Origin of the sequence: Parvibaculum sp. (genome assembly GCF_002684405.1) — a bacterium.
In the GTDB taxonomy this organism is placed as follows: domain Bacteria; phylum Pseudomonadota; class Alphaproteobacteria; order Parvibaculales; family Parvibaculaceae; genus Parvibaculum.
In genome coordinates this window covers 14,024-38,197 of sequence record NZ_NYVD01000106.1, presented here as the reverse complement: position 1 = coordinate 38,197, position 24,174 = coordinate 14,024, and the positions used below count along the sequence as shown (strand labels likewise).

26 protein-coding genes and 1 tRNA gene are annotated in these 24,174 nt (G+C 63.1%); 17 read left to right on the top strand and 10 right to left on the bottom strand.

What is annotated here, in order from left to right:
- Both CMI59_RS09805 and CMI59_RS09800 read right to left on the bottom strand, forming a co-directional pair.
- A partial coding sequence (locus tag CMI59_RS09805) for a CoA transferase (protein WP_293327841.1) occupies positions 1–982 on the bottom strand: 982 nt, incomplete at its 3' end.
- Positions 983–1,054: 72 nt separating this feature from the next.
- Positions 1,055–1,426, bottom strand: coding sequence for a GNAT family N-acetyltransferase (locus CMI59_RS09800; protein ID WP_293327839.1), 372 nt, complete (start codon positions 1,424–1,426; stop codon positions 1,055–1,057).
- Positions 1,427–1,488: 62 nt separating this feature from the next.
- Here CMI59_RS09800 and CMI59_RS09795 point away from each other — a divergent pair, with 62 nt between their 5' ends.
- From CMI59_RS09795 to CMI59_RS09785, 3 genes are read left to right on the top strand one after another with little or no spacing between them, the layout of a single operon-like run.
- The gene (locus tag CMI59_RS09795; protein ID WP_293327836.1) at positions 1,489–2,235 is read left to right on the top strand and encodes a creatininase family protein; all 747 of its coding nucleotides are present in this window, start codon (positions 1,489–1,491) and stop codon (positions 2,233–2,235) included.
- A 43-nt stretch (positions 2,236–2,278) separates the two neighbouring features.
- On the top strand, positions 2,279–2,527 hold the full coding sequence (locus tag CMI59_RS09790) for a hypothetical protein (RefSeq protein WP_167095782.1): 249 nt from the start codon (positions 2,279–2,281) through the stop codon (positions 2,525–2,527).
- Between the two features lie 10 nt (positions 2,528–2,537).
- Entirely contained in the window at positions 2,538–2,933 is a 396-nt protein-coding gene (locus tag CMI59_RS09785; protein WP_293327834.1) for a type II toxin-antitoxin system death-on-curing family toxin, read from the top strand.
- Here the strand turns inward: CMI59_RS09785 and yidD are convergent.
- From yidD to CMI59_RS09760, 6 genes are all read right to left on the bottom strand, one after another.
- A complete protein-coding gene (gene yidD, locus CMI59_RS16895) occupies positions 2,914–3,267 on the bottom strand; it encodes a membrane protein insertion efficiency factor YidD (RefSeq protein WP_363102462.1) in 354 nt (117 codons plus the stop codon). The two genes, CMI59_RS09785 and yidD, sit on opposite strands and share 20 nt — an antisense overlap.
- An 83-nt stretch (positions 3,268–3,350) precedes the next feature.
- Positions 3,351–3,659, bottom strand: coding sequence for a heavy metal-binding domain-containing protein (locus CMI59_RS09780; RefSeq protein WP_293327832.1), 309 nt, complete (start codon positions 3,657–3,659; stop codon positions 3,351–3,353).
- An 83-nt stretch (positions 3,660–3,742) separates the two neighbouring features.
- Entirely contained in the window at positions 3,743–4,129 is a 387-nt protein-coding gene (locus CMI59_RS09775) for a Rieske (2Fe-2S) protein (RefSeq protein ID WP_293327829.1), read from the bottom strand.
- A 4-nt stretch (positions 4,130–4,133) separates the two neighbouring features.
- Entirely contained in the window at positions 4,134–4,562 is a 429-nt protein-coding gene (locus CMI59_RS09770) for an EVE domain-containing protein (RefSeq protein WP_167095779.1), read from the bottom strand.
- Positions 4,563–4,579: 17 nt separating this feature from the next.
- A complete protein-coding gene (locus CMI59_RS09765) occupies positions 4,580–4,867 on the bottom strand; it encodes a YciI family protein (RefSeq protein WP_167095778.1) in 288 nt (95 codons plus the stop codon).
- 96 nt (positions 4,868–4,963) lie between these two features.
- Complete coding sequence (locus tag CMI59_RS09760; protein ID WP_167095777.1) at positions 4,964–5,965, bottom strand: NAD(P)H-dependent glycerol-3-phosphate dehydrogenase; 1,002 nt, start codon at positions 5,963–5,965, stop codon at positions 4,964–4,966.
- Between the two features lie 89 nt (positions 5,966–6,054).
- On the opposite strand from CMI59_RS09760, the gene CMI59_RS09755 reads away from it, so the two are divergent.
- Both CMI59_RS09755 and CMI59_RS09750 read left to right on the top strand, forming a co-directional pair.
- Positions 6,055–6,696 carry a TetR/AcrR family transcriptional regulator gene (locus tag CMI59_RS09755; protein ID WP_167095776.1) on the top strand — a complete coding sequence of 214 codons (642 nt, stop codon included), beginning with the start codon at positions 6,055–6,057 and terminating at the stop codon, positions 6,694–6,696.
- A gap of 435 nt (positions 6,697–7,131) precedes the next feature.
- Positions 7,132–7,260 carry a hypothetical protein gene (locus CMI59_RS09750; protein ID WP_281356710.1) on the top strand — a complete coding sequence of 43 codons (129 nt, stop codon included), beginning with the start codon at positions 7,132–7,134 and terminating at the stop codon, positions 7,258–7,260.
- 165 nt (positions 7,261–7,425) lie between these two features.
- Here CMI59_RS09750 and tsaD read toward each other — a convergent pair whose 3' ends face one another.
- Positions 7,426–8,508, bottom strand: coding sequence for a tRNA (adenosine(37)-N6)-threonylcarbamoyltransferase complex transferase subunit TsaD (gene tsaD, locus CMI59_RS09745; RefSeq protein WP_293327847.1), 1,083 nt, complete (start codon positions 8,506–8,508; stop codon positions 7,426–7,428).
- 183 nt (positions 8,509–8,691) lie between these two features.
- Between tsaD and hemC the strand changes: the two genes are divergently transcribed.
- From hemC to CMI59_RS09715, 6 genes are all read left to right on the top strand, one after another.
- The gene (gene hemC, locus CMI59_RS09740; protein WP_293327819.1) at positions 8,692–9,618 is read left to right on the top strand and encodes a hydroxymethylbilane synthase; all 927 of its coding nucleotides are present in this window, start codon (positions 8,692–8,694) and stop codon (positions 9,616–9,618) included.
- 6 nt (positions 9,619–9,624) lie between these two features.
- Complete coding sequence (locus tag CMI59_RS09735; protein ID WP_293327816.1) at positions 9,625–10,392, top strand: uroporphyrinogen-III synthase; 768 nt, start codon at positions 9,625–9,627, stop codon at positions 10,390–10,392.
- Positions 10,393–10,443: 51 nt separating this feature from the next.
- Positions 10,444–11,931 (top strand): mitofilin family membrane protein, encoded by a 1,488-nt coding sequence (locus tag CMI59_RS09730; RefSeq protein WP_293327813.1) that lies wholly within the window; start codon positions 10,444–10,446, stop codon positions 11,929–11,931.
- A gap of 8 nt (positions 11,932–11,939) precedes the next feature.
- On the top strand, positions 11,940–13,622 hold the full coding sequence (locus CMI59_RS09725; protein WP_293327810.1) for a heme biosynthesis HemY N-terminal domain-containing protein: 1,683 nt from the start codon (positions 11,940–11,942) through the stop codon (positions 13,620–13,622).
- Positions 13,616–14,614, top strand: coding sequence for an alpha/beta hydrolase (locus CMI59_RS09720; protein WP_293327807.1), 999 nt, complete (start codon positions 13,616–13,618; stop codon positions 14,612–14,614). The genes CMI59_RS09725 and CMI59_RS09720 overlap by 7 nt, the downstream gene beginning before the upstream one ends.
- A gap of 134 nt (positions 14,615–14,748) precedes the next feature.
- Positions 14,749–14,824: transfer RNA gene (locus CMI59_RS09715), tRNA-Thr, on the top strand.
- A gap of 210 nt (positions 14,825–15,034) precedes the next feature.
- Here CMI59_RS09715 and CMI59_RS09710 read toward each other — a convergent pair.
- Positions 15,035–15,223, bottom strand: a complete 189-nt coding sequence (locus tag CMI59_RS09710) for a DUF4278 domain-containing protein (RefSeq protein ID WP_167095770.1) — start codon at positions 15,221–15,223, stop codon at positions 15,035–15,037.
- Between the two features lie 445 nt (positions 15,224–15,668).
- Here CMI59_RS09710 and CMI59_RS09705 point away from each other — a divergent pair, with 445 nt between their 5' ends.
- From CMI59_RS09705 to CMI59_RS09680, 6 genes are all read left to right on the top strand, one after another.
- On the top strand, positions 15,669–16,010 hold the full coding sequence (locus CMI59_RS09705) for a P-II family nitrogen regulator (RefSeq protein ID WP_167095826.1): 342 nt from the start codon (positions 15,669–15,671) through the stop codon (positions 16,008–16,010).
- Between the two features lie 257 nt (positions 16,011–16,267).
- Positions 16,268–17,071: an ATP-binding protein gene (locus CMI59_RS09700; RefSeq protein ID WP_293327803.1), complete on the top strand. Its 804-nt coding sequence runs from the start codon at positions 16,268–16,270 to the stop codon at positions 17,069–17,071.
- Complete coding sequence (locus CMI59_RS09695) at positions 17,068–18,819, top strand: DUF87 domain-containing protein (RefSeq protein WP_293327801.1); 1,752 nt, start codon at positions 17,068–17,070, stop codon at positions 18,817–18,819. The genes CMI59_RS09700 and CMI59_RS09695 overlap by 4 nt, the downstream gene beginning before the upstream one ends.
- Before the next feature lie 128 nt (positions 18,820–18,947).
- A complete protein-coding gene (locus CMI59_RS09690) occupies positions 18,948–19,598 on the top strand; it encodes a helix-turn-helix domain-containing protein (RefSeq protein WP_293327798.1) in 651 nt (216 codons plus the stop codon).
- Positions 19,599–19,956: 358 nt separating this feature from the next.
- The gene (locus tag CMI59_RS09685; protein ID WP_293327796.1) at positions 19,957–21,963 is read left to right on the top strand and encodes a DUF1302 domain-containing protein; all 2,007 of its coding nucleotides are present in this window, start codon (positions 19,957–19,959) and stop codon (positions 21,961–21,963) included.
- Positions 21,964–22,382: 419 nt separating this feature from the next.
- A complete protein-coding gene (locus CMI59_RS09680) occupies positions 22,383–23,741 on the top strand; it encodes a DUF1329 domain-containing protein (protein ID WP_293327794.1) in 1,359 nt (452 codons plus the stop codon).
- Positions 23,742–24,174: the final 433 nt, after the last annotated feature.

Here is a 24,174-nt window from a genome sequence, read left to right as displayed (position 1 = left end):
CCGCGAGCCATTCCTGCGTGGTCTTGGTCTGCGTCGTTTCCTCGATCATCGCATAGAGCTCGCGAATGTGCTGGGTGCGCGTCTTGTAGTCCTTGAAGCGCGGATCGTTCCTGTATTCGTCGAGGCGGCCGGCGAGTTCGAAGAACTGTTCCCACTGCTTGTCGGAATAGGGCAGCAGGCCGATATAGCCGTCCTTGGTCTTGTAGGGGCGGCGGTCGGGATTGGTGATGCGGCCATAGGTCCAATCGCCCGTGGGCGGGTCGTAGACATGATCGTAGAAATGCTCCGCCAGCACGAAGGAGGTGACCGCCTCATACATGGGTACTTCCACGAACTGGCCCTGGCCGGTCTTCTCCTTGTGATAGAGCGCGGAGGTGATAGCGGAGACCATGAAGAGGCCCGACACCTTGTCGGCGACGATCGTCGGCATGTAGCGGGGTTGTTCGTTGCCGTCCATGTGGGGCAGCAGGTCCGACGCGCCGGAGCCTGCCTGGATGAGATCGTCATAGGCGGGGAGACCGGCATAGGGTCCGTTGGAGCCATAGCCCGCCGCATGGACGAAGATGATCGACGGGTTCACCGCCTTCACGTCTTCATAGGAGAGGCCGAGACGGACCATGCCGTCATAGCGGATGTTGGAGGTCAGCACGTCCGCCGTGGCGATGAGTTTCAGCAGCGCCTCGCGGCCTTCCTCGGAGCGGAGGTCCAGGAGGACGGAGCGCTTGTTGCGGTTGATGGTCATGAAGATCGGACCGAGATCGGCGGGTGCGCCTTCCGGCGTGTGGCCGGGCCAGCGCATGATGTCGCCGCCCATGCCGCCGCCGCCCGTGGCGGAAGGCGCTTCCACCTTCAGCACCTCCGCGCCCATATCGGCCAGGATCTGGGTTGCATAGGCGCCGAACACCACGGCGGTCAGATCCACAATGCGCACGCCCTTCAGCGGGCCTGTATTCTCGGCGGCCAGCTCATTCGTTGTCGTCAACGCCTCTACTCCTCAGACTTTTTTTCAATTTTTTGGCCCGGCCAGCGCAGCAGCATGTCGGGCAGTTTTTCTTCATTTTTGGCGCCGGTAGAAGCGCCGGGCGCCGAGATTGGCCTGAAAAACCCAGAGCGAAAAGCCTTGGGGCATGGATTTCTTTACTTCCGCCATGAGACGGGAGCCTGCCGCTGCGTTCTGGCGGTCGGGGCGGACGTAAAGATGATGGAGCCAGTTGTCGCCGCTTCGAGGCTCCATGGCGGCAAATCCCGCTATACCGCCGTTTTCCGCGATCCAGACTGTCTGACTGCTGACGACATTGTAGATAAAGCCGCGCGTCTCCGCCCGGCTGTGAAGGCCGGGATCGAGATAGGGCATGTGTGCGCGGGCGGCGATGAAGATAGCGGCGAGCGCATCGGCATCGGCTGTTGCGGCCTGTCTGATCCTCACTATGTCCCTCCCGGGTGGAGATCGGTCCCTTAAACGGTCACAATAGGGCGCAGGAGGCAATCATGCTTTTGCACAAATCGAGCTGGCCCGAAGTCGAAGACTATCTCACGCGGTCGAAGGGCATCGTCATTCCCATCGGGTCCACCGAGCAGCATGGGCCCAACGGGCTCATTGGCACGGATGCGATCTGTCCGGAAGCGATCGCCCATCACGCAAGCGAAGCGGCGGGCATTCTCGTCGGGCCGACCTTCAATGTCGGGATCGCGCAGCATCATCTGGGGTTTGCCGGATCGATGACGCTTCGGCCCTCCACCATGATCGCCGCGATCTATGATTGGGTGGCCTCGCTTGCGCATCACGGTTTCGAGCGGGTCTATTTCTTCAACGGGCATGGCGGGAATATCGCCACCATCGACGCCGCCTTTGCCGAAATCTATGCCGACCGCTCGCTCGGACGCGCCGCGTCCAATCGTGGGCCGGTGAAGCTCAAGCGCGTCAACTGGTGGGATTACAAGCCCGTCTTCGACCATTGCAAGAAGCTCTATGGCGCCTCGCATGGCAGCCATGCGACACCGTCGGAAGTCGCCGTCACCTATTACGCCTATCCGGACGCGATCAAAAAGGTGGAGATGAACCCGAAGGTCGCGCCCAATGGCCGCTTTACCGATGCCGAAGATTATCGCGCGAAATTTCCCGACGGGCGGATCGGGTCCGACCCGTCGCTGGCGAAGCCGGAAGACGGCAAGGTGCTGCTGGAGATGTCGGCCAAGGCGCTGATCGAGGATTTCCGGGCGTTCGAGGCGAGTTAGCGGGTTGAAATCCGCCCCTCACGCGATATCATGATACTGCTTGATGAAACTTGATGGGGTCGTTTCCATGACCGCGCGTGAAAAATTTGCCAGCCAGGCCGATCCGGAGCTTCTCGCCAGGATGCGAGAGCTTGCCAAGACGGAAGGTCGTCAGTTTCAGGCCGTGGTGGAAGAGGCATTCCGGAGCTATCTGGAAAGCCGGGAGGCCGTGCGTCCGCGCGAGCAGGTCATGGCGCATTTTCGCGACAGCGTCCGGCGCAATGCCGAGCTTTACAAGCGTCTCGCCAAATAGCGGCTGAGCGATGCCCGATTATCTGACGCTGGCCGAAATCCTCGCCATGCAGGCGGAACTGATCGACCTTTATGGCGGCGCGCATGGCGTGCGCGATATGGGGGCGGCGGAGTCTGCCCTGTTCCGTCCGCAGACCGGCTATTACGAAGACGTGATTGCGGAGGCGGCCGCGCTGCTCGAAAGCCTGGCGGTCAATCACCCTTTCATCGACGGCAACAAGCGTATCGCCTTCGCGGCGGCGGATGTTTTTCTCCGTCTCAACGGCTATGTCTTCGAGGCCGATCCGGTCGAGGCCTATGACTTCATGATCGGGCTTTTCGATCGCGGCGAGTTTCGTTTCGAGAAGCTGGAGCCGTGGCTCAGGGAGAATACGAGCCTTGCGAATGCTAATCGCCCTCGTCTGTGATTGCAGGCGCGGCAGTCGCAGCAAGCGATTTGAATGACGTTACCTTACTCCGCATTTTCTCCGAAAAGCATTCTTCTCCACATATGTCACCGGAGCGGGTGCGCATCATTATGCACCCGTCCCCTGCATAGAAGAGTGAGTACCCACCAGAGCAATCTTCCAATCTTCGGACACTAAGCGCGATGCCTTGTGTCCACCCATGTTCTTGCAATGCTTTTTCAGCAAAGACTGAACATGTGGGATTGAAGAGGCAGTCGCCGCCCACAAGAGGAGATAGAGAAAGCCTGTAGAGCTTAATCGTGCCTATCGCCAGTATAGCAGCCAGCCTGTCCATGGCTGTATTGTTCGTTCCGTAGCCGGAAGAGAGATGGACGGCGAAAAAGATGAGGTTCTTGATTAGGTTAATCAAAGCAGCGCCTATTTGCGCCTCACTGCCGTTCCCCACGCATAAACTTCTGATGCGGGTTTCGAGCTGCCACAACTCGCCGATGAAGTGTCGCGCTGGAGAAAATCTATATGAATGATGGCATCGCCACCCATAGCGCGGGCGCTTTCGTCCAGGGTCGACGCTGCCTCTTTGAACGCATCGATAATGGCTACCTGATTTGCGCACCCTTCCGCGCGACGCAGTCGATAGCCATACACCAATCCAAGCACTTCATAGGGCTCGGGAATGTCACCTGTGGATTTTATTAGTGAAGTCGTCCCCTTGCCTGCATCGCTCATCAAGGTCCCCTCCCCAATTAGACAAAACGAAGCTTAGCCCAAGTAAAGATTGTGTCTCGAAGAGAGTCAACGATGTCTGTGTTTTAGGAGTGATTTGCACGGGCATGACCAATCCTCACCTCACCCGCCACGACTTCGACCGGGATCGGGATCAGCGACTTGCCCGCGCAGGGGCCGGAGGTGCAGTAGCCGTCCTCGATGCGGAAGAGGGCGGCGTGCGTCGAGCAGATGATGCGTTCCTCATCCAGCGTCAGGAACTTGTCGGGCCATGTCTCGAGCGGCGTGAAGGCGTGCGGGCATTCGTTCACATAGGCCCTGACCGCGCCATTTTTCCGTACCAGGAACATGTCGAAGCGGTCCGCGCCCCTGCCGAAAAGGAACCCTTTGGCGCCCGGTTCGTCGATATCGTCGAGCGCGCAGAGGCGCGTGCCGGGGGCGGGCGCGCCGGGCCGGGCGAGCGGGTTCTTCACGGGTTTATTTGGGGAGTTTCTTCAGCCCGCCCATGGCGCAGATCTTTTTCCACGCATCGGGTTCGACAGGCTGAACGGAAAGCCGAGATTGTTTGATGAGCGACATTTCATGCAGATCCGGTTCGCCCTTCACGTCGTCGAGCGTTACCGGGTTCGGCATGTCGCAGACGGCTTCGATGTCGACGAGGCCGAACTTGCCTTTCTCGTCGGTCGGGTCCGGGCGATGTTCGCCGATGACGCGCACGATGCCGACGATCCGCTTCTCGTTCACCGAGTGATAGAAGAAGCCGAGATCGCCTTTCTTCATGGCCTTCATATTGTTGTTGGCCTGGTAGTTGCGCACGCCGTCCCAGGGTTCGCCCTTGGCGCCCTTCTTTTTCTGGTCTTCCCAGGACCAGGTGCCGGGTTCGGATTTGAAAAGCCAGTAAGCCATCGCGTTCGTCCCTCCCGTCAGCCCTGTTGCGGTCCCAGCAGCCATTTCCAGGCGCGGATTTCGGCGGACTGGAAGAGACCCGCCTTGTTGTAGGGATCGTTCTCGACCAGCGCTTGGGCTTTCGCCTTGTCCGCGACATCGATCACCAGCATCGAGCCGTTCATGGTGGCGCCGTCATCGGTGGTGAAGGGGCCGCCGATCTTCACGCAGCCCGCATCGGCCCAATACTTCAGATGGGCATCGCGATTGGCGAGGCGGATATCGACCGAATCCGGTTTGTCGGTGCAGTAGAGACAGAAAAGCATGTCGGGGAACCTTCCATAGGCGTGGTTTGGCGCGAGACTATCCGGAACGGCCCCCATGCCCAAGAGGGATCGGACCCGACGGCATGGCGGCGTCGCCTATTCGCCTTCCGCGCGGAACGGGCGGGAGAGGAGCGCGACCATCGCCTCGTCGACTTCCATGCGGCCCGTCACGATGGCCGCGACGGCCTGCGCGATCGGCATATCGACCTGCCTGGCATTGGCAAGGTCGGCGAGCGCGGTGGCGGTATGGACGCCTTCGCTCACCGAATTGCGCGCGCCCATGATCTCGTCGAGCGGTTTGCCCTCGCCCAATGCGATGCCGAGCGACATGTTGCGCGATTGAGGCGAGTTGCAGGTGAGGATGAGATCGCCAAGGCCGGAAAGCCCGGTCAGCGTTTCGCGTTTCGCGCCAAGGGCGAGGCCGAGGCGGGTCATTTCCGCGAAGCCGCGCGTGGTCAGCGCAGCGCGGGCGCTGGCGCCGAGCCGGCGGCCTTCCACCACGCCGCAGGCAATGGCGAGGACGTTTTTCACCGCGCCGCCGATCTCGGCGCCGGTGAGGTCGGTCGAGTAATAGGGGCGGAAGGTGCGCGAGCCGACGGCTTTAGCCAGTGCGTGGCCGAGGGTCTCGTCGGCGCAGGCCAGCGTCACCGCAGTGGGCAGGCCCATGGCGACCTCGCGGGCGAAGCTCGGGCCGGAAAGAACCGCTGCGGCGGCTTGCGGGACCGTCTCCGTCAGCACTTGCGTCAGCAGGGAGCCGGTTCGTTGCTCGATCCCCTTGGCGCAGAGTATGACGGGTGTGCCGGGAGCCAGATGCGGCGCCATCTCTTTCAGCGTGGCGCGCACGAACTGGGCGGGCGTGACGATCAGCAGCGCATCGGCGCGGGCGGCGGCGGTGAGATCGCCGGTTGCGTCGATGCCGCGATCGAGGTCCACGCCGGACAGAAAGGTCGCATTTTCGTGTGTGGCGTTTATACTTTCGACGACGTCGGGCTCGCGGGCCCATATGGTGACGTCCCGCCCGGCGTCCGCCGCCACCTGTGCCAGCGCCGTTCCCCAGGCGCCTGCGCCTATGACGCCGATTTTTTCAAACTGCCGCATTGGACCTCTCGTATTTCGCCGCCCGGAACACGCGGCTGAAGATTGAACGGTTCATTGATCGTTCAATGGTCTTGCTTATAATCGTTCAAATGACAGATAGCGACGATCCCAGAACAAAAATCATCGAAGCCGCCCGCAGCCGTTTCAAGCATTACGGCTACACGAAGACAACCATGGCCGAGCTTGCGGAAGACTGCGAGATGTCGCCGGGCAATATCTATCGTTATTTTCCGGGCAAGCTCGATATTGCGGAAGAAATCTGCCGCAATGCCTCGATCCAGAATGCGACGGCGCTCTCCCGTATCCTCACGCAACCGGGCCGCAGCGCTTCGGAACGCCTGCACGATTTCCTGTTCGAGGATTTGCGGGAGACGTTCCACACGCTGGAGAAGGATCCGAAACTCGTTCAGATGGCCCAGATCGTCGCGACCGAGCGGCCGAATTTCTTCAATGAAGGCCTGAGCCGCGAGCGCGAGGTGCTGCGCAGGATCATCGAGTTCGGCAATGCCTCGGGCGAATTCCGGGTGGCCGATCCCGCCTTCGTCTCCGAGGTCATCCAGTCCGCCACGATGAAGTTCATGTATCCCCAGCTTTTCACGAGCCTGTCGCTCGAACAGCTCGAGCGGGAACTCGAAGGGGTCTATGCGCTCATTGCCGGCGCCATGCGGGCCGGTATGGAGATGGCGGATCCGGGCGTTCCGGCTGTGGAAACCGCGTCTGTCGAGGCCTGACGGGCCTTTTTTCTCGCACTGCACAAAAATTTTTCGCAGCTTGGTGCGATTGCAGCAAGCTGCGTAAGTAGTTGATTTTGCTTAATTTACTTGATTTTTTCGTGTAAATATCTGTTGCATCGCGGCAACATGAATGCTGAACAGTGAATATTTTTTGTTTTGTTCATTGTTTTTCGTTCAGGGGTCTCCTAAATCCTCGTCATCGGCACTGGAGAGCGCCGAGACGCTGCCCTCCTACAGGCACAGGAGAAGACCCATGATGAACATTCAGCCCCGCAAGGTTTCCTACAAGCTCGCCGCCCTCACGCTTGCGAGCTACGCGGTCGCGCTTTTTGCGCAGGTCGTCACCCAGTACGGCGTCTGAGACGCCGAAGATTCGACGGCAGGCCGGTTCGCCGGGCTGCCGGGCCGCCAGCCGCAATCGAGGATCGGAAGATGAAACACACCGCACATAATCTGGACGCGCTTCTGGACAGGGGCACCGGCCTCGCCGCCGCCGCGGTCCTCGCAGCCTATGCGGTGTCGCTGATCCTGCTGTCGGGTGGCGTTGCAACGATCATGTAAGGCGAGGGGCGATCCTCCCCCCGACCTCCGCCTTTCAAGGGCGTTCCCTCAGCCGGCTTTCACCCTCCCCCTTTGGAGAGCCGGCGACCCCCCGGGCCTTGTATGAGGTCCATTTGCCCCGATACCGTTTCCCCGGTATCGGGGCCTTTTTTGTTGGGGACGCGGTCAGGCTTTCACGCCGGCGCCCCGGGCGGGGGCGGCGTCGGGGTCGAGCGGCCAGCGGGCGCGGGGCGCGACGTCCAGCGTATCGGTTTCGCCGCGGGCGAGATGTTCCGCGCCGGCCCAGGCGATCATCGCCGCATTGTCGGTGCAGAGTTTCAGAGGCAGGGTGACGAATTCATAGCCGCAGGCATGGGCGGTGCCCAGGAGGCGCTCGCGCAGTGCCATATTGGCGGCGACGCCACCGGCCACGGCAAAGCGGCGATATCCTTCCGGGATGACGAGATCGGCTTGCGCCATCGCGATTTCCGCGCGGTCGGAGAGCACGTCGGCCACGGCCGCCTGGAAGGAGGCGGCGATGTCGGCCTTGTCCTTTTCCGTCAGCGGGTCGAAAGCCTCGATGGCCTGGCGCACGGCGGTCTTCAGGCCGGAAAAGGAAAAGTCGCAACCGGGCCTGTTGAGGAGCGGGCGGGGGAAGGCAAAGCGCGCGGCATCGCCCTTTCTTGCCAGTTTCTCCACCGCCGGACCGCCCGGATAACCGATCCCCATCAGCTTGGCGACCTTGTCGAAGGCCTCGCCCACCGCGTCGTCGATGGTGGTGCCGAGGCGGCGGTATTTCCCGACATCTTCCACGACGAGAAGCTGGCTGTGGCCGCCGGAGACGAGCAGCAGCAGATAGGGGAAGGGCAGACCGTCGGTCAGCCGCGCGGTCAGCGCATGGCCTTCCAGATGGTTGACGCCGATGAGCGGCAGGCCGCGCGCGGCGGCGATGCCCTTGGCGGTCATCAGGCCGACGATCACGCCGCCGATGAGGCCCGGCCCGGAGGTCGCCGCGATACCGTCGAGATCGTCCCAGCCGAGCCCGGCTTCCGACAGGGCGCGCTCGATCAGCCCGTCCAGATGTTCGATATGGGCGCGGGCGGCGATTTCAGGCACCACGCCGCCATAGGGCGCGTGATCGTCGATCTGGGAAAAGACCACATTGGAGAGAATCTCGCCTCTGATCCCGATGGCCGTATCGCCGGGCTCCAGACGCACCACGGCCGCCGCGGTCTCGTCGCAGCTCGTCTCGATGCCCAGAACGGTCAGTATGGGTTGCACGTGCGGTGCCTTTCCCGGGTTTTCTTTGGCCAATGCGGCCATGCGCCCCTCTCGAAAGAGGGTCGAAACACTATATAAGGGGCGCGTCGGAGTTTGGCGCCCCTTTGAAAGCGGGCGCTTGCAGGAATGGTCCGCGCTCCAGAAGGGGCGCATACAGGAACGGTAAGACGCATGCAACGCCGCTATCGCATCGGCACACGCGGGTCCAGGCTCGCGCTCATTCAGGCAAACGATGTCGCGGCGCGGCTTGCGGCGGCGCTGGGCCGTCCGGTGGAAGAGGCGACGGAGGTCGTCGTCATTTCCACGCAGGGCGACAGGGTGCAGGACCGCAATCTCTCCGAACTCGGCGGCAAGGGGCTCTTCACGCAGGAAATCGAGGACGGGCTCCTCGACAAGAGCATCGACATCGCCGTCCATTCCATGAAGGACATGCCGACGGTGCTGCCGGACGGGCTGCTGATCGACTGCATTCTGGAAAGGGTGGATCCGCGCGATGCGTTCCTTTCATTCAAGGCGGGTTCGCTGGCCGAGCTGCCGGAAGGCGCGGTGGTCGGCACGTCTTCCCTGCGCCGCGCCGCGCAGGTGAAGCTGCGTCGGCCCGACATCGAAATCGTTCCGTTTCGCGGCAATGTGGATACACGACTACGGAAGCTCGAAGAGGGCGTGGCCGATGCGACGCTGCTGGCCATGGCGGGGCTTACCCGCATGGGATTGACGGACCGCGTGACGGCGCCCCTGTCGGCGGACGAAATTCTCCCCGCCGTCGCCCAGGGCGCGGTGGGCGTGGAGCGCCGGGCCGATGACGACGAGGCGGCGGAAGCGCTTTCCCTGATCCATCATGCCGCGACGGGGTTGCGCGTTACGGCGGAGCGCGCGCTGCTGCGGGTGCTGGACGGGTCCTGCCGCACGCCGATCGCGGCGCTGGCGGAGATTTCCGGCAAGCGGATGCGGCTTACCGGCATGATCCTGACGCCGGACGGGGCGGAAGTCGTCGAGACCTCGCGAGAAGGTCTTGCCGGCGAGGCGGAAAGCCTTGGCGTCGAAGCGGGCGAGGATCTCAAATCCCGCGCCGGCCCCCAATTCTTCCAGACGGTATGAGGCGATATGCGGCTCCTCGTCACGAGACCGGAAGCCGATGCGGGCAAGCTGATGGCGGCTCTGGCCGAAAGCGGGCATGAAGCCGTTCTCGCCCCGCTGATGGAAATCGATTTTCACGACACCGCCGAGCTGCCGGCGGGGGAGTGGCAGGCGATCCTCGTCACCAGCGCCAATGGCGCCAGGGCGCTGGCGGCGCGCAGCGAGGCCATGGCGATGAAGGCCGTTCCCGTATATGCGGTCGGGCAGGCGTCGGCGGCGGCGGCCCGCGCGGCGGGGTTTGCCCGGGTCCGCAGCGCCGACGGCGATGTGGAGGCGCTGGCCGATCTCGTCTGCGCCGAGCTTTCGCCCGGTGCCGGGCGGCTTCTGCATGTCGCGGGCAGCGTGACGGCGGGCGACCTGCAGGCCATGCTGGGCGTGAAGGGGTTCGAGGTGGTTCGCGCGGTGCTTTACGAGGCGCGCCCGGTTCGCTTCCTGCCCGATGTGGCGCATGCCGCGCTGGAGGCCCGCGATGTGGACGGCGTGCTGCTCTATTCGCCGCGCACGGCGGGGCTTTTCATGTCGCTGGTGCATGAGGCGGGCCTCGACGGGGCGCTGGCCGGGCTCGAGGCGTTCTGCCTTTCCGGCGCGGTCGCCGGGGCGCTGGCCGATGCCCCGGGGCGCGAAAGCGGAACCGCCGTCTTCAGGCGCGTTCATGTTGCCGCAAGGCCGGAACAGGCCGCGTTGATTGAGCTTGTGAACAAGACGGGCCTTGCGGCCCGCGACGACCTGACCTGAGGGCCCCGAGCCCTTATAGTATCGAGTCGACAAATAGATGGATGCCCCCCGATGAGCGATGCGAACGGTCCGAAAAAACCCGGCTCCCAGAAACCCGCAGACGGCGACGCCCGTGCCGAGAACGGGAAAGCCTCTCCCGACGCGGAGGTGCTGAAGCCCGGTGCGCAGGGGCAGGGCAAGGGGGGTGGCGCCGAGCCCCAGCGGAAACGCCCCAAGGTGCTGGACGGCAAGGCGGAGGAAGTGAAGGCCGACGCGCCGAAGGGGGCCGCAGGCACGGAAAAGGCGGGGGGCTCTTCCGAAAGTGCGGGGTCAAAGAGCGCCGCCTCGGAAGCAGGCAAGCCGAAAACCGCTTCAACGGGCGGCAAGGGCGGCGGTAACGGCAATGGCGGCGGCGATGCGAAATCTCCGCCGCCGCCGGCCGCGTCGCCGGCCAGCCATCTCCACCTCATCAGCGGTCTCATTTCCGGGATCGCGGGCGCCGCGGCGGTGGTCGTCATCGCCTGGCATTTCGGCATTGCCGAGCCCGACGGCACCGCCGGGACGGGGGACGCTGTGGAAGCGAACAAGCAGGCCATCGCCGATATCGCCGACAGGATGGAGAGCGTGGAAAGCGGGCAGCCGGATGTGCAGACCGCCATCGGCAAGGCGCTCGAGCCTCTGGATGCGCGTCTTGGCGGTCTCGAACAGGAAGTGGCCGCGCGCGACGAAACCGTGGGCGCGGGCGGTGGCGTTTCGACGGAGGCGGTGGAAAAACTGACTGCCCGTCTCGACGCGCTCGAAGAACGCAATGCCGGGCTGGCGGACACGATCACCGAGGCGAACAAGGCCGCCGTCGCCGCGCAGAACCGGCTTGGCGAAATGCAGGCGCAACTGCCCTCCGCCGGTCTCGACGACAAGGTGGCGCGTCTCGATGCGATGATCGGCAAACTCGGCGCCCAGATCGAGAAGCTGGAGCCGCAGCTTCAGCGGATGGAAACGCGCCTCGCCGCGCTGGAGCAGAAGGCCGACGATCCGGATGCCGCGCAGCGTGCCGCGCTTGCGCTGGCGTTGGCCAATCTTTCCCGCGCCATTGAAGGGGCGGGCCCGTTCGAGACCGAGCTCGAGACGGTCTCCTCCTTCCTGCCGAAGGAGGAAGTGCCGGCGGCGCTCGACGAGGCGGCGGCGAACGGCGTGCCGACGCGCGCGGCGCTGAAAGATCGTTTCGGGCCGCTGATCGAGAAGATTTTCGACGCCGCCCGCCGCGAAGGCGACAGCAGCATCTGGGATCGTTTCCTTGCCAATGCCGCCTCGCTCATCACCGTGCGGCGGACCGGCGAGATTTCCGGCGACAGCACGGAAGCGGTCGTGGCGCGCATGGAAGAAAAGCTGAAGGAAGGCGACCTCGCCGGCGCGGTGGCGCAGGGCGAGACGCTGAAAGGCGCGGCCGCCGATGCCGCGGCGCCCTGGATGGCGGATGCGCGGAAGCGTCTCGATGCGGAGAAACTCGTCCGTGAGCTGACGGCTCGTGTCACGGCGCGTCTTGCCGAACTGAAAGGCTGAGTTGCCCCATGCTGCGTGCCTTCTACATATTTCTCGTGATCGCGGCGCTGTCCGCCATCGGCATCTGGCTCGCCGACAATCCCGGCCAGCTCGTCATGCATTGGCGCGGCTATGAGATCCGCACGAGCTTCGTGGTCGGGATCGCGCTGCTTGCCGTCGTTGCTTTCCTCGCGCTCTTTATCTATCGCCTTTTCGTCAGCGCGATGGGCAGCCCGGCGGAACTGACGCGCTATTTTCAGGAGCGGCGGCAGAAGAAAGGCTTCCTGGCGCTTTCGCGCGGCATGGTGGCGGTGGCCGCCGGCGACGCGGGCGATGCGAAACGCTTTGCCAAGGATGCGCGCGAGCTTCTCGATGCGCCGTCGCTGACGCTTCTCTTGTCGGCGCAGGCCGCTCAGCTTGAAGGCGACGATCATGCCGCGGCGGGATATTTCCGCCAGATGATCGCGGCGCCGGAAACGGAATTTCTCGGGCTTCGCGGTCTTTTCATTCAGGCCAAGCGTGCGGGCGACCGCGACGAGGCGCTCAAGATCGTCAGGCGCGCCTTCAAGCTGCGCCCCAACACGCCCTGGGCGGCGCAGGCTGTTTTCGAGATCGAGGCGGCGGAAGAAAACTGGAAGGCCGCGCTTGATGTGCTGGACGCGGAGCTCGCTTCCAAGCTCGTCGACCGGGAGAATGCCCGAAGGCGCCGCGCCGTGCTGCTGACGGCACAGGCCCAGGAGGCGGAAGTCGCCGCGCGTATGCAGCCGGGCGATGCGGGCCGCAAGGCATTCGGCCGGGCCTATCGGCTGGCGTCGGAAGCCCTGTCGCTCGTTCCCTATTTCCCGCCTGCCATGGGGCTTGCCGTGCGCGCCGCCGCGGCAACGGGACGGACGCGTAAGGCGATGAAGCTCGTTCGGGACGGCTGGGCGCATGACCCTCATCCCGATCTTGCCGGCGCCTGGCTGGAAATGGTGGAGGGCGAGAGCGCCTATGACCGTCTGACGCGGGCCCATGAACTGGAAAAGCTGGCGCCCGATCATGTCGAGAGCCGGATCCTGGTGGCGCGCGCGGCTATTGGCGCGCGCGACTGGCAGGCCGCGCGCAAGGCGCTTGCTCCCTTTACCGGTCCCGGCGCGGAAGAGGCGCCGACGCGCCGGGTCTGCGAATTGATGGCGGAGATCGAGGAAGGCGAGTTCGGCAATCGCGGCTCGTCGCGCGGCTGGCTTACCCGCGCGCTGCATGCGCCGGACGATCCGCAATGGGTGGGCGAGGCCTATCGCTCGCCGCGCTGGTCGCCGATCAATCCCGTCACCGGCGAATTCGATGCGCTGACCTGGGCGACGCCGTCCATCCGGCTGCCGGCCTCCGGCATGCCGGGCGGCGCGGAAGGAGCGCCGGAGGACAGGCATGAGAGCGTGGTCACCGAAGCGGTCGAGCCGGAGCCCTTCTCCGCGCCGGGCGACGATGCCCGGGACGTGACGGAAAAGCTTCGCTCGCCGGTCGCGCAACCTGGCGCGTCGAGCGCGGAGACGGCCGGAAAACCCGCGCCGGAAAAAGCCGACGCCCCGCAACCCGATACTCCCGCCAAGGCGTCTCCCGCCAAAGACGGGACGAAAGCGGAAGAAGACCTTGTCATCGTGCCGCCCGTGCCCGACGATCCCGGTCCCGATGGGGATGAGGACGAGGCGCGGGAGGGCTCGACGAAATGGTGAAACGCTTTGTCTGGGGGATCGCAGGGCTGGTCCTGGCCGCGCTGGTCGTGATTGCCATCGCGGCGGTCCGCTTCGACATTCCCAGGGATGAACTCGTTGCCGAATATGCGCAGCCGCCATCGCGGTTCATCGAGCTGCCGGGAGGCGCGGATGCGCATGTGCGGGTGCAGGGCGATGAGGCCGGGCCGGTGCTTGTGTTGTTGCACGGGTCCAACGCCTCGCTCCAGACCTGGGGGCCATGGGCGGCGCAACTGGGCGACAGCTACCGTATCGTGACCATGGACCTGCCGGGACACGGGCTCACCGGGGCCGTGCCGGGCGACGATTACAGCCGCAAGGGGATGGCCGATTTCGTCGATGAGGTGATGGTGAAGCTCGGCATGGACCGTTTCGCTATCGGCGGCAATTCCATGGGCGGCGGGGTTGCCGCTCAATATACGGTCGACCATCCGGATAAGGTCTCGGCGCTGATCCTTGTCGATTCCGCCGGTATTCCGCGCCGGCATTCCGAGGACGAGAAGGCGCCGCTCGCCTTTCAACTCGCCAGCAGTTCCATCGGGCGCGTCGTCATGCGCTGGGTAACGCCGCGCGCCCTCGTCGAGGAAGGCGTGAAGAGCGTCTTCGCCGATCCGTCCAAGGTGACGCCGGCGATGGTGGACCGCTATTACGATCTCACGCTTTACGACGGCAATCGCCGGGCGACGGCCCTTCGGTTCGCCGGTTTCAAGCCGGACGACGACAGCCTCGCCGTAAGGCTGCCGGAGATCGAGGTGCCGGTGCTGGTGATGTGGGGCGCGCAGGACCATCTCATTCCGGTTTCCGTGGCGGCGGCGTTCAAGAAGCGTATTCCGCAGGCGCAAATCGTCACCTATCCCGATGCGGGGCATGTGCCAATGGAAGAGGTGCCGGAAAAAAGCGCGGCGGATGTGCGAGGGTTTCTGAGTTTCGCGCTGGGCGGGACCGCGAAGCCTGCCTTGCCGGACGCCCCTTAGGGTGGCGTCCGCGTCTTTGCGGGAAAATCTTCGCGGCTTGCGCGTTTCCCTGTCGCAGGGATATTGCCAAAGGGCGCGCGCCGCGTTATTTGAGGGCCTCTTTCGGCGGCGTTTTCGAAACGCCTGCCATGCGGGCCGCTTTAGCTCAGTTGGTAGAGCACATCATTCGTAATGATGGGGTCGGGTGTTCGAGTCACCCAAGCGGCACCACTTTTCCCTGAAATCGCTTCATCTTTTCCGGCTTCGGACAAACAGAAGCCACTCCCGCGCGTGCCGGCGCATGGAGTGGCCTTTCGAGTCTGGTCCGGCTTTTTATTGTTGGTCGTGCTCCCTGGGGGAAGCGGCCGGGATGCTGCGCCGGCGGCGGCATCCGAGCAAGTTACGTCCGGGTAACGCCCCGGACACGTCCGATACCAAAGGTCAGTGCTGCTGCACGCCGCGATAGAGCAGGCCCTCATGGTCGCGCTTCTTAGGGCTTTCGGCGTGCTGCTGCTTGTCGGAGCGGAAGTCGGTGCCGCGATAGTGCATGTCGGTCGGCTTGCCCTTCGGGCCCTTCTTCGCTTCGCCATGATGATGCGCGCCGCGATAGTTCAGTTCGTCGTCCATCATTGCATCCTCCAAATCGGCCGGCCTCTCAATGCGGTTGGCGCGGGCCTTTGCTGTTCCGTTCCGGACCTCCCTTCCGGTCCGTTGCAAGCATTATATGGGTAAGATGTGTAAGTTTGTCAATATCAGCTTCTGGCGCGATTTCACAAAGTTTGGACAGGGCCCCCGTCGGATGCTAGAAAGTCAAGAATAGCAGGGGGTTAGGTCACTCACGCCGGGCCGGCCTCATCATGTGACAGTCGAGTCAGGCGGGCGGATTCTGACGAATTCGGCTCCGCGCCGGAGTGGTTTCATGGAAAAACTGGATCAGCGCATCCAGCTCGTCGCCTCCAGGGAGTTCAACGATCTGGTGGATCAATGGAGACGGGCGCAGTCCGACCTGCCCTCCCGGTCGGAGGCGATCCGGCGGCTCGTCCATTATGGCCTTCAATACGACCAGGAATTTCCCATGCGCATGATCACGGCGATTATCCGGCCCCATAAGTATGATGAGCTGCGCGATGCGCTGGTGGCGCTGGGGATCGAAGGGATCACCAAGACGCAGGTGGCCGGTTTCGGCCGCCAGCGGGGGCAGACGGAAATCTATCGCGGGCGTGAATATGAAGTGACCGACGTGCCCAAGCTGCGGATCGATGTCGCCGTGCCCTCCGGCATGGTGGACAAGGCGCTGGCCGAGATCGAGAAGGTCACCCATACGGGCAAGATCGGCGACGGCAAGATTTTCGTCACGCCGCTGGAGCGGGTGATCCGGATCCGGACCGGCGAGCAGAACGAAAACGCCCTGGATTAGGGCGGGCAGGCCGGATCGGGCAGGCGCTGGGCGTTGCCTGCGAGTCACGCCCCAGCGACCTCGCAGCGCGGCCCTCATGTGTGATTTAGCCTTAAACTTCTCGTTTTTCCTAACGACCCGTTTACCTCCCCGAAACAAAGCGCGTCCTAAGGTCAAGACGACCTGTTGATAGCCTTTCGGGGACCTTTCGCATGTATGCGGAGCGTATGGGGCGGAAGCGGCGGCAAAGTTCGCTTCTCTCTCAGTACACGGAAAACATGGGCGAATTGATGTCGCGGCGGCGCTCCGAGGAGGCGCTGCGCGCAGCCAAGCTCGAATCCGACCTCGCCAGCCGCGCGAAATCGGAGTTTCTGGCCAATATGAGCCATGAACTCAGAACGCCCCTCAATGCCATTATCGGCTTTTCCGAATTCATCCAGCACATGCAGGACACCGCCGCCCAGCAGGATCGGGTGGTCGAATATGCCACCCATATTTCCGGCGCGGGGCGGCACCTTCTCAACATTATCGGCGATATTCTCGACATCTCGAAAATCGAGAGCGGGAATTTCAAACTCGATCTCGGCCGGCACGATCCGGCGGAGATCGTGGAATCCTGCGTCTCCATGGTGCGTCCGAGGATCGGCGAGAAGAGCCAGGCGCTCGAGGTCAAGGTGACGCCGGACCTGCCCCCGCTGATGCTCGACGAGCGGCGGGTGAAGCAGATCCTAATCAATCTCCTGTCCAATGCGCACAAGTTTACGCCCGTGGGCGGGCGGATCGTGCTGGTCGTTGCGAGCAACCGGAACAACAGCGTCTCCTTCGCCGTGGCCGATAGCGGTATCGGCATGAACGAAACGCAGGTTGCCAGGGCGATGACGCCGTTCGGCCAGGTCGAGTCGGCCTTCTCGCGCAGTCAGGAAGGCACCGGTCTGGGGCTTCCGATCGCCGCGGCGCTGACGCGGCTGCATGGCGGCGAGTTCCATATTTCCAGCGAGCCCGGACAGGGCACCACAGTCGTATTCACGCTGCCTGCGACCAACAAGGCGGCGTCCCAAGGTGAAAAAGGCGGTGAAGCGTGACAAAGGGCGTTGCAGCACCTCGTCAGGCACCTGACGGTTCGGGCATGAAAGTCGGCGGCGACGGTTCGGAGCGGCGGGGGAAACCGGCCTCGCCGCCAGTGCGGATCGCGCATATCGTTTCGGTTTCCGGCGCGCAGGCCGTGGCCGTGATGGAAAAGTCGCCTGGCGACAAGGGCGGCTTTCGCCGGCGTATCGAGATCGGGCAACTGGTGAAAGTGCCCACGCGCGAGCGGCAGGTCGTCGGTATCGTTTCGGCGGTCAGCGCGCCCGCGCCCTCCGACGAGGACGATCAGGTCGATATGGGGCTGGTCGAGATCAATCTGGCCGGCGAAGTGGTCGTCGACAGCCAGGACGGAAGGCTCAAATTCCAGCGTGGCGTTTCCAGCCTTCCCACGCTTGGCGATACCGTCCTGCTCGCCGACCGGCACGACCTGACGCGCGTCTACAACCAGCCGGGCAAGGCGACGGTGGAAGTCGGCACGCTCTTTCAGGACAGCAATGTGCCGGCGCGACTGCTTCTCGACGATCTTCTGGCCAAGCATTTCATCGTTGTCGGCACGACCGGCTGCGGCAAGTCGTGCGCGCTGACGAGTATCCTGCAGCGCGTGCTCGTCGGCCATGAATATGCGCATGTGGTGGTGCTCGACATTCACAACGAGTATCCCAGCGCGTTCGGCGCGCAGGCCGAACTCATCAATGCCCGCAATCTCAATCTGCCGTTCTGGCTTTTGAACTTTCAGGAACTGACGGCGGCGCTTGTCAGCCATGACGGCCATTACGATGCCGAAGTGGAAATCCTGAGCGATGCGGTTCTCTATGCGAAGCGGCGCTTTCACGATGCCTCGTCGGGCCGCGCCGCCATTGCGCGCCGCGTCGGCGAGACGGGAGGCATCACCGTCGAGACGCCGACACCCTTCCGTCTTTCGGACGTGCTGTTCTATATCGACGACCAGCTCGGCAAGCTCGAACGCACACGCTCGACGGTGCCGTATCGCCGGCTCAAGAGCCGTATCGAAACGCTGGTCAGCGACCAGCGCTACAGTTTCATGTTCGGCAGCCTGACCGTTCAGGACAATATGGCCGATGTGCTGGGCAAGCTCTTCCGTATACCGAGCGACGGAAAACCGATCACCGTCATCGATCTTTCGACTGTGCCGCCGGAAATCCTCGATGTGGTGGTGTCGGTGATTTCGCGCATCGCCTTCGATCTGGCGGTCTGGAGCAAGGGCGGGCTTCCCATGCTTCTGGTTTGCGAGGAGGCGCATCGATATGCGCCGGCGCATGGCGGCGACAAGTTCATGCCGACGCGCCAGGCGCTGTCGCGTATTGCCAAGGAAGGCCGCAAATACGGCTTGTCGCTCGCGCTGGTGAGCCAGCGGCCCTCCGAACTCGACCCGACCATCCTGTCGCAATGTTCCACGGCGGTCGCCATGCGGTTGTCCACCGAGCGGGACCAGCAGGTGATGCGGGCCAATACGCATGACGGCGCGCTCGACCTTCTCGACTTCCTGCCGCTGCTCGGCGACCGGGAAGCGATCATTCTCGGGCAGGGCGTGGCCATGCCGATGCGTATCCGCTTCCACGATCTGGCGGCCGACACGCTGCCGCGCAATGTGAACGCGGCCTTCTCGCAATCATGGAGCGCGCCCAATCTCGACCGCCGGGGGCTGGAACAGATCGTGGCGCGCTGGCGCGTCAGCGGGCGCGAACGCGAGGCCGCCGAACCGGGCGATCCCCAGGAGATCTGACGCGCCCCGACGCGCCGTGAGGCGGCGGATTTCGTCATAACGTCGTTTGACAGGCTGCCAGCCGACCCTAGGATGCAGATATCTGCATGTGCTTTCGCGCATTCTTGCCATGCATTTTCGAGGGTCCGATGGGGAAGAAGCGTCAGCATTCGGAAAAGAAGCAGCCGGAGAGTGCCGAAGAGGCGGCCACGGCCACGTCCGGGGAGGGGGCGGCAGGCGCCGTGCCCGGTTCGCTGACCCTTATTCCGGGCCAGCAGGGCAAGAAGCTCCAGACCCTTCTCGAACTCATCGATACGGTGAACCGGCTCCATTTCGAACTGGGAGCGATGGCTGCGCGTATTCATGGCGAGGCCGATGCCAGCGCGCCGCACCGGGCGTTGCTGCGCAATCTCATCGAGATGGGGCCGCGGACCGTGCCGCAGCTCGCGAGCCTCAGATCGGTTTCCCGGCAGTTCATCCAGAAGCTCGTCAACCGGCTGCTGAAAGAGGGGATGGTGGAGTATATCGACAATCCCGCCCATAAGCGTTCGCGGCTGGTGCGCATCGCCCCGCGTGGCTATGCCGCCTACCGCGCGATGCGGGACCGCGAGACGCCGGCGGGCAAATGGCTGGCGGGCGGATTGTCGAAATCGGACCTTCGAACGGCGCTGGACGTGTTGAGCGCGATCGAAGTGAAAGCGACCGGCTATACGGTCGCCGGACGCGGCGAGCCGGCCGGGGAAGCCGGCGAGGAGGCTGACGCTACCTCTGCCGGGCGCGAACGGACAGCCTCTTCCTGAAATTTTTCCAACCGCTCGCCTGCTGGCCTGTCGGGGGCGTCCATTTACCTCATAAGACAGATTCGATTCGACAGTAGTTTATGTTGCGTTGCACATAATCAGTGTGCGGTGCAATATATTCCGGTAACGGTCCCTTCTCGCCTCTCCGCCGTGTCAAAAATGTCATACCGGGGCCGAATGTGGAGCGCTTCTCCGCGTCCAGCCCGCCCTCCGACTTGACTTGGCCCTTCAATAAAGGTGGGCTTGTGATTGAGGGATGCTGACTGGCCGGGGGGGAACAGTCGATCGCTTCCAGATTACACCTCCCGATCCAGCTGCAAAGTTAGTGAAGACGTCGAGGATCGAGGAGGATCACTCAATGATAAAAAGGAGCTTGCGCTCGGCGCTGCTGTTTGGCGGTGTCGTGGCTACAGCGCTGGGGATGTCCCCGCAGGTCGCCCAGGCGACGCAATTGAAAGTCGGCGATGTGGACATTACCGTCGACAATACGGTGTCGTTCGGCGTGGGTATCCGCGCTTCCAACCAGGATTGCGAGCATATCGCGATCGTGAATGGCGGGTGTCCGGCGGGCAACGGTGTGTCGATGGGCGTCAATGATGACGACGGCAATATCAATAACGGTCCCGGCGTGCCCTATACGATGACGGGCAAGATCACGACCGACATCAGCGCCCGCTACGAGAATTTCGGGGCCTTTCTCCGTATCAAGGGCTTTTACGATTATTGGGCGGACGAGCATGTGGGCAAACGCAGCTCCGGCTACGGCACGCGGCCGCTCGAGGATGCCGTTCGCGGGAGCGATGCGCATCTCTCGGCAGCCCGGGACCTGTCCATTCTCGATGCCTATGTCTATGGCAATTTCGACCTGCTGGGGCAGCCGGTCTCGTTGCGCGTGGGCAAGCAGGTCGTCAACTGGGGCGAAAGCCTGTTCATTCCGGGCGGCATCAGCTCCTATCTGCCGATGGATCTGAGCGCGCTGCGCACGCCGGGCTCGGAACTGAAGGAAGCCTTCCAGCCGATTCCGGCGGTCTATTTCAATATGGGCCTGCCGGCGAATTTCTCCATCGAGGCGTTCTGGCAGTTCGACTGGGAAAAGCTGACGCTCGACCCCGCCGGCACCTTCTTCTCCGGCTCCGACGCCGGCGGCGAGGGCGGCCGCTATGTCCAGTTTATCGGTGAATATCCGCATCCGGTTACGCTTCCCCGCACCGCCGACGAGCAGGGCGAGGATACAAGCACATGGGGCGTTGCGTTGAAGTATTATGCCGACTGGCTGAATGGCGGCACCGATATGGGCCTCTATGTCAACCGCTACAGCCTGGTGGCGCCGGTCGGCTCCTTCACTGCGGCCAACTTGACCGTCGCCGACACCATCCTTGGTGGAGGCGTCGCCACTGGTGAGCCGACCACGTTGTATGGTGGCTGTAATGCTCTGGCAGGTGGCGGCCTTCCCGAAACCTATGCGGGCTTCCTAGCATGCGCAGGTAGCGGGGATTTGGAAACGGTTGTCGGCGCCGCGGCAATGACGAAGCACTATCTGCTGCAATATCCGATGGCGACGACCTTCGGATTCAGCTTCAACACCCTGGTTCCGATCATGGGCGGCTCGGCCCTGTCCGGCGAAGTCTCCTATTCGCCCAACATGCCGTTCGCGCTCAGCGATACGAACATCAACTGTAACGATCTGGCCAATGCCGATCTGGGCGGCTTTACGGGTGTCTCGAACAGCTCGCTATGCGAAACCTACAACCCGGCGGGGTATGGCGATGCCTATCGCGGCTATGCGCGTCACGACGTGATCAACGGCCAGTTGGGACTGATCAGCACGCTCAACCCGTCCTCTCCGATGGTTTCGACCATCGGCGCGGATGTGATGTTCATGGTTATGAATGCCGGCTTCCAGTATCTGCCGGATTTCGACAGTGCAACCAGCGGTCTCGGTATTCCGCGCGCGGCGAATAGAGCCAACAGCCCGTTTACGACCGCGATCCTGGGCGACTCGGCATGTTCGCAGATTGACCTCGCCACTGGCGCTTTCGTGCCGGGTGCCTGCCAGGCGAAATACGCCTCGCAGTTTTCGTCCGGTTACCGTCTTGCCTTCAGCGCCCAGTACAACAATGCGTTCGACACGCCCTGGACGCTCACGCCGAATATCAACTTCGCGCATGACGTGACGGGCTATTCGGCCGGCCCGGTCGGTCCCGGTTTCGTTCAGGACAAGAAGGCGGTGTCGGTCGGTCTGACGGCGGATCTTCAGTCGGTGTGGAAGGCGAATATCTCCTACACCCATAACTGGGGTAATCCGTTCCGCAACTTCTCGTCCGATAAGGATTTCGTCGCGGCGAGTATCTCCTACGCCTTCTGATCGGCATTGGAGATCACGAAATCAGGGCCCGGCGGCAGCGATGCCGCCGGGCCTATTTCTTGCGCACCGCATTTTTTCAGGCGGGCGGGTTTCGCGGGGCGGATGCCGGGACGCGGCATTCTCTCCAGGTGTGCGGGGTAACATCCGTAGGCGGAGTATTTCCGGACAGGGCGATCCTCTGCCCGGGATGTGTCCGCGGACCGCTTCATTAAAAAGATTTAATGCAGTGCCGGGCAAAACTGGCGGAAAATGAGTAATGAGCGATGCTCGGGGGACACAGAAATACGGGGGGGAACCGTTTGCTGCGGTCCTTTGTTTTGCTATGATCTTGCCAGAATAGGCGGGGAAACCGGCCTTGGCGTGTGCGTGAGTTTCGGACGCGTCGGAAGCCTCATAAGAATCCAGTGGAGGGAACGTATATGAAAAGGACAACCATGCTGGTGTCCGCCCTTGTGTTCGGTGCGCTGACGACCAGCGCCCTGGCCAAGGTGCCGCAAGCACAGGTGAACCGTCTGGGTAACGACCTTACCCCGATGGGCGCCGAGAAGGCCGGCGACGGCGGGGATATTCCGGCCTGGACCGGTGGGCTGCAGACCGTGCCCAGCAATGTGAACTACAAGCCGGGCGACAAACTGGCCGACCCGTTCAAGGACGATCCGGTCAAATACACGATCACGTCTTCGAATGCCGGTCAGTATGACGACGTGCTGACGCCGGGCTACAAGGCCCTGCTGTCGACGTACAAAGACTACAAGATGAACGTCTATCAGACGCGTCGTAGCTGCGCTTATCCGGATAAGGTTTACGAAGCGAACAAGCGCAATGCGGCGGTCGGCGAACTCGTCGGCGGCGGCTCGGGTATCTCGAAGGGCATTTTCGGCTTCCCGTTCCCGATCCCGAACAACGGGCTTGAAATGATCTGGAACCACACGCTGCGTTACCGCTCCTTCAAGGTGGTGCGTCAGTTCGCTGCGGCGCCGGTGACCCGTTCGGGCGACTACACGATGCAGATCGTGCAGGATGAGGCGATCCTCGCCTGGTCCGACCCTGCCGTGAAGAGCGCGGAAGATCTGGACAACATTTCGCTTTACTACATCGCCAACACGATCGCCCCGGCCCGTTCCGCGGGTAACGTGATCCTGGTGTATGAAGCTCTCAACGCCGAGAAGCAGCCGCGTCAGGCCTGGCAGTACAGCCCCGGTACGCGTCGCGTGCGTCGTGCGCCGAATATCGCCTACGACAATCCCGGCACGAACTCCGACGGCCTGTCCACGTCCGACAGCTTCGACGGTTATAACGGCGCTCCGGACCGCTACGACTGGACCGTTCTCGGCAAGCACAAGCGTGTGGTCGCCGCGAACGATTACGAAGCGGAATCCACGTCTTATGACGAGTTCATCAAGCCGCTTCACCTGAACCAGGACAAGGTCCGCTACGAGCTGCGCCGTGTCTGGGAATTCGAAGCGAACCTGAAGGCCGGTACGCGCCACGTCTATTCGCGTCGCGTCTATCACAATGACGAGGACGCCTGGCAGATCTCCACGGCGGAACTCTATGACGGCCGCGGTCAGCTCTGGCGCGTTCAGGAACTGCACCAGCTCCAGCGCTACAATGTGCCGCTCTGCGGTTCGGGCGCGGAAATCGTCTACGACCTGCAGGCCGGCCGCTACCTGGCGCTTGCCATGCAGAACGAAGAGCCGCCGGTGAACTACTTCGCCGACGAGATCGACAAGAACCGCTACACGCCGAACGCCATCCGTCAGATGGGCGTTCGCTAAAAAGACCCTCCCTTTCGGGAGATCGGCCGGGCCCCGGAGAAATCCGGGGCCCGGTTTGTTTTGAAGGCCGGTTTTGCCCAAGGCCGGTTTTGCCGGAGTGAGCCCGGACTTTGCCGTCCGTTTCCGGACAGGGGGGGCGTCTCAGCGGCAGGTACGCCATGGCCGGCGAGGGTCGCGGTCCTTGAAAAAACCATGACTTTGCCAGCAGTTCCGGCCATGCGCGTGCAAATTTACCGCGTTTGATTTCCGTTGATGCATGACGCGCCGGAACGCGCTATAAGACCGGCTGACCAAGATGACGGCCGCGAAAAAAGAATAAACGGGGCGGTCGTCGGGCCTGCGGTCCTTTCGAAATCCGGACCCGGTATGCCCGGGAAGGAGCAGGGGAAGCAGGCTGTCGCCCATGCGGCGCCGGGAGGCGCGCCCGGGAACA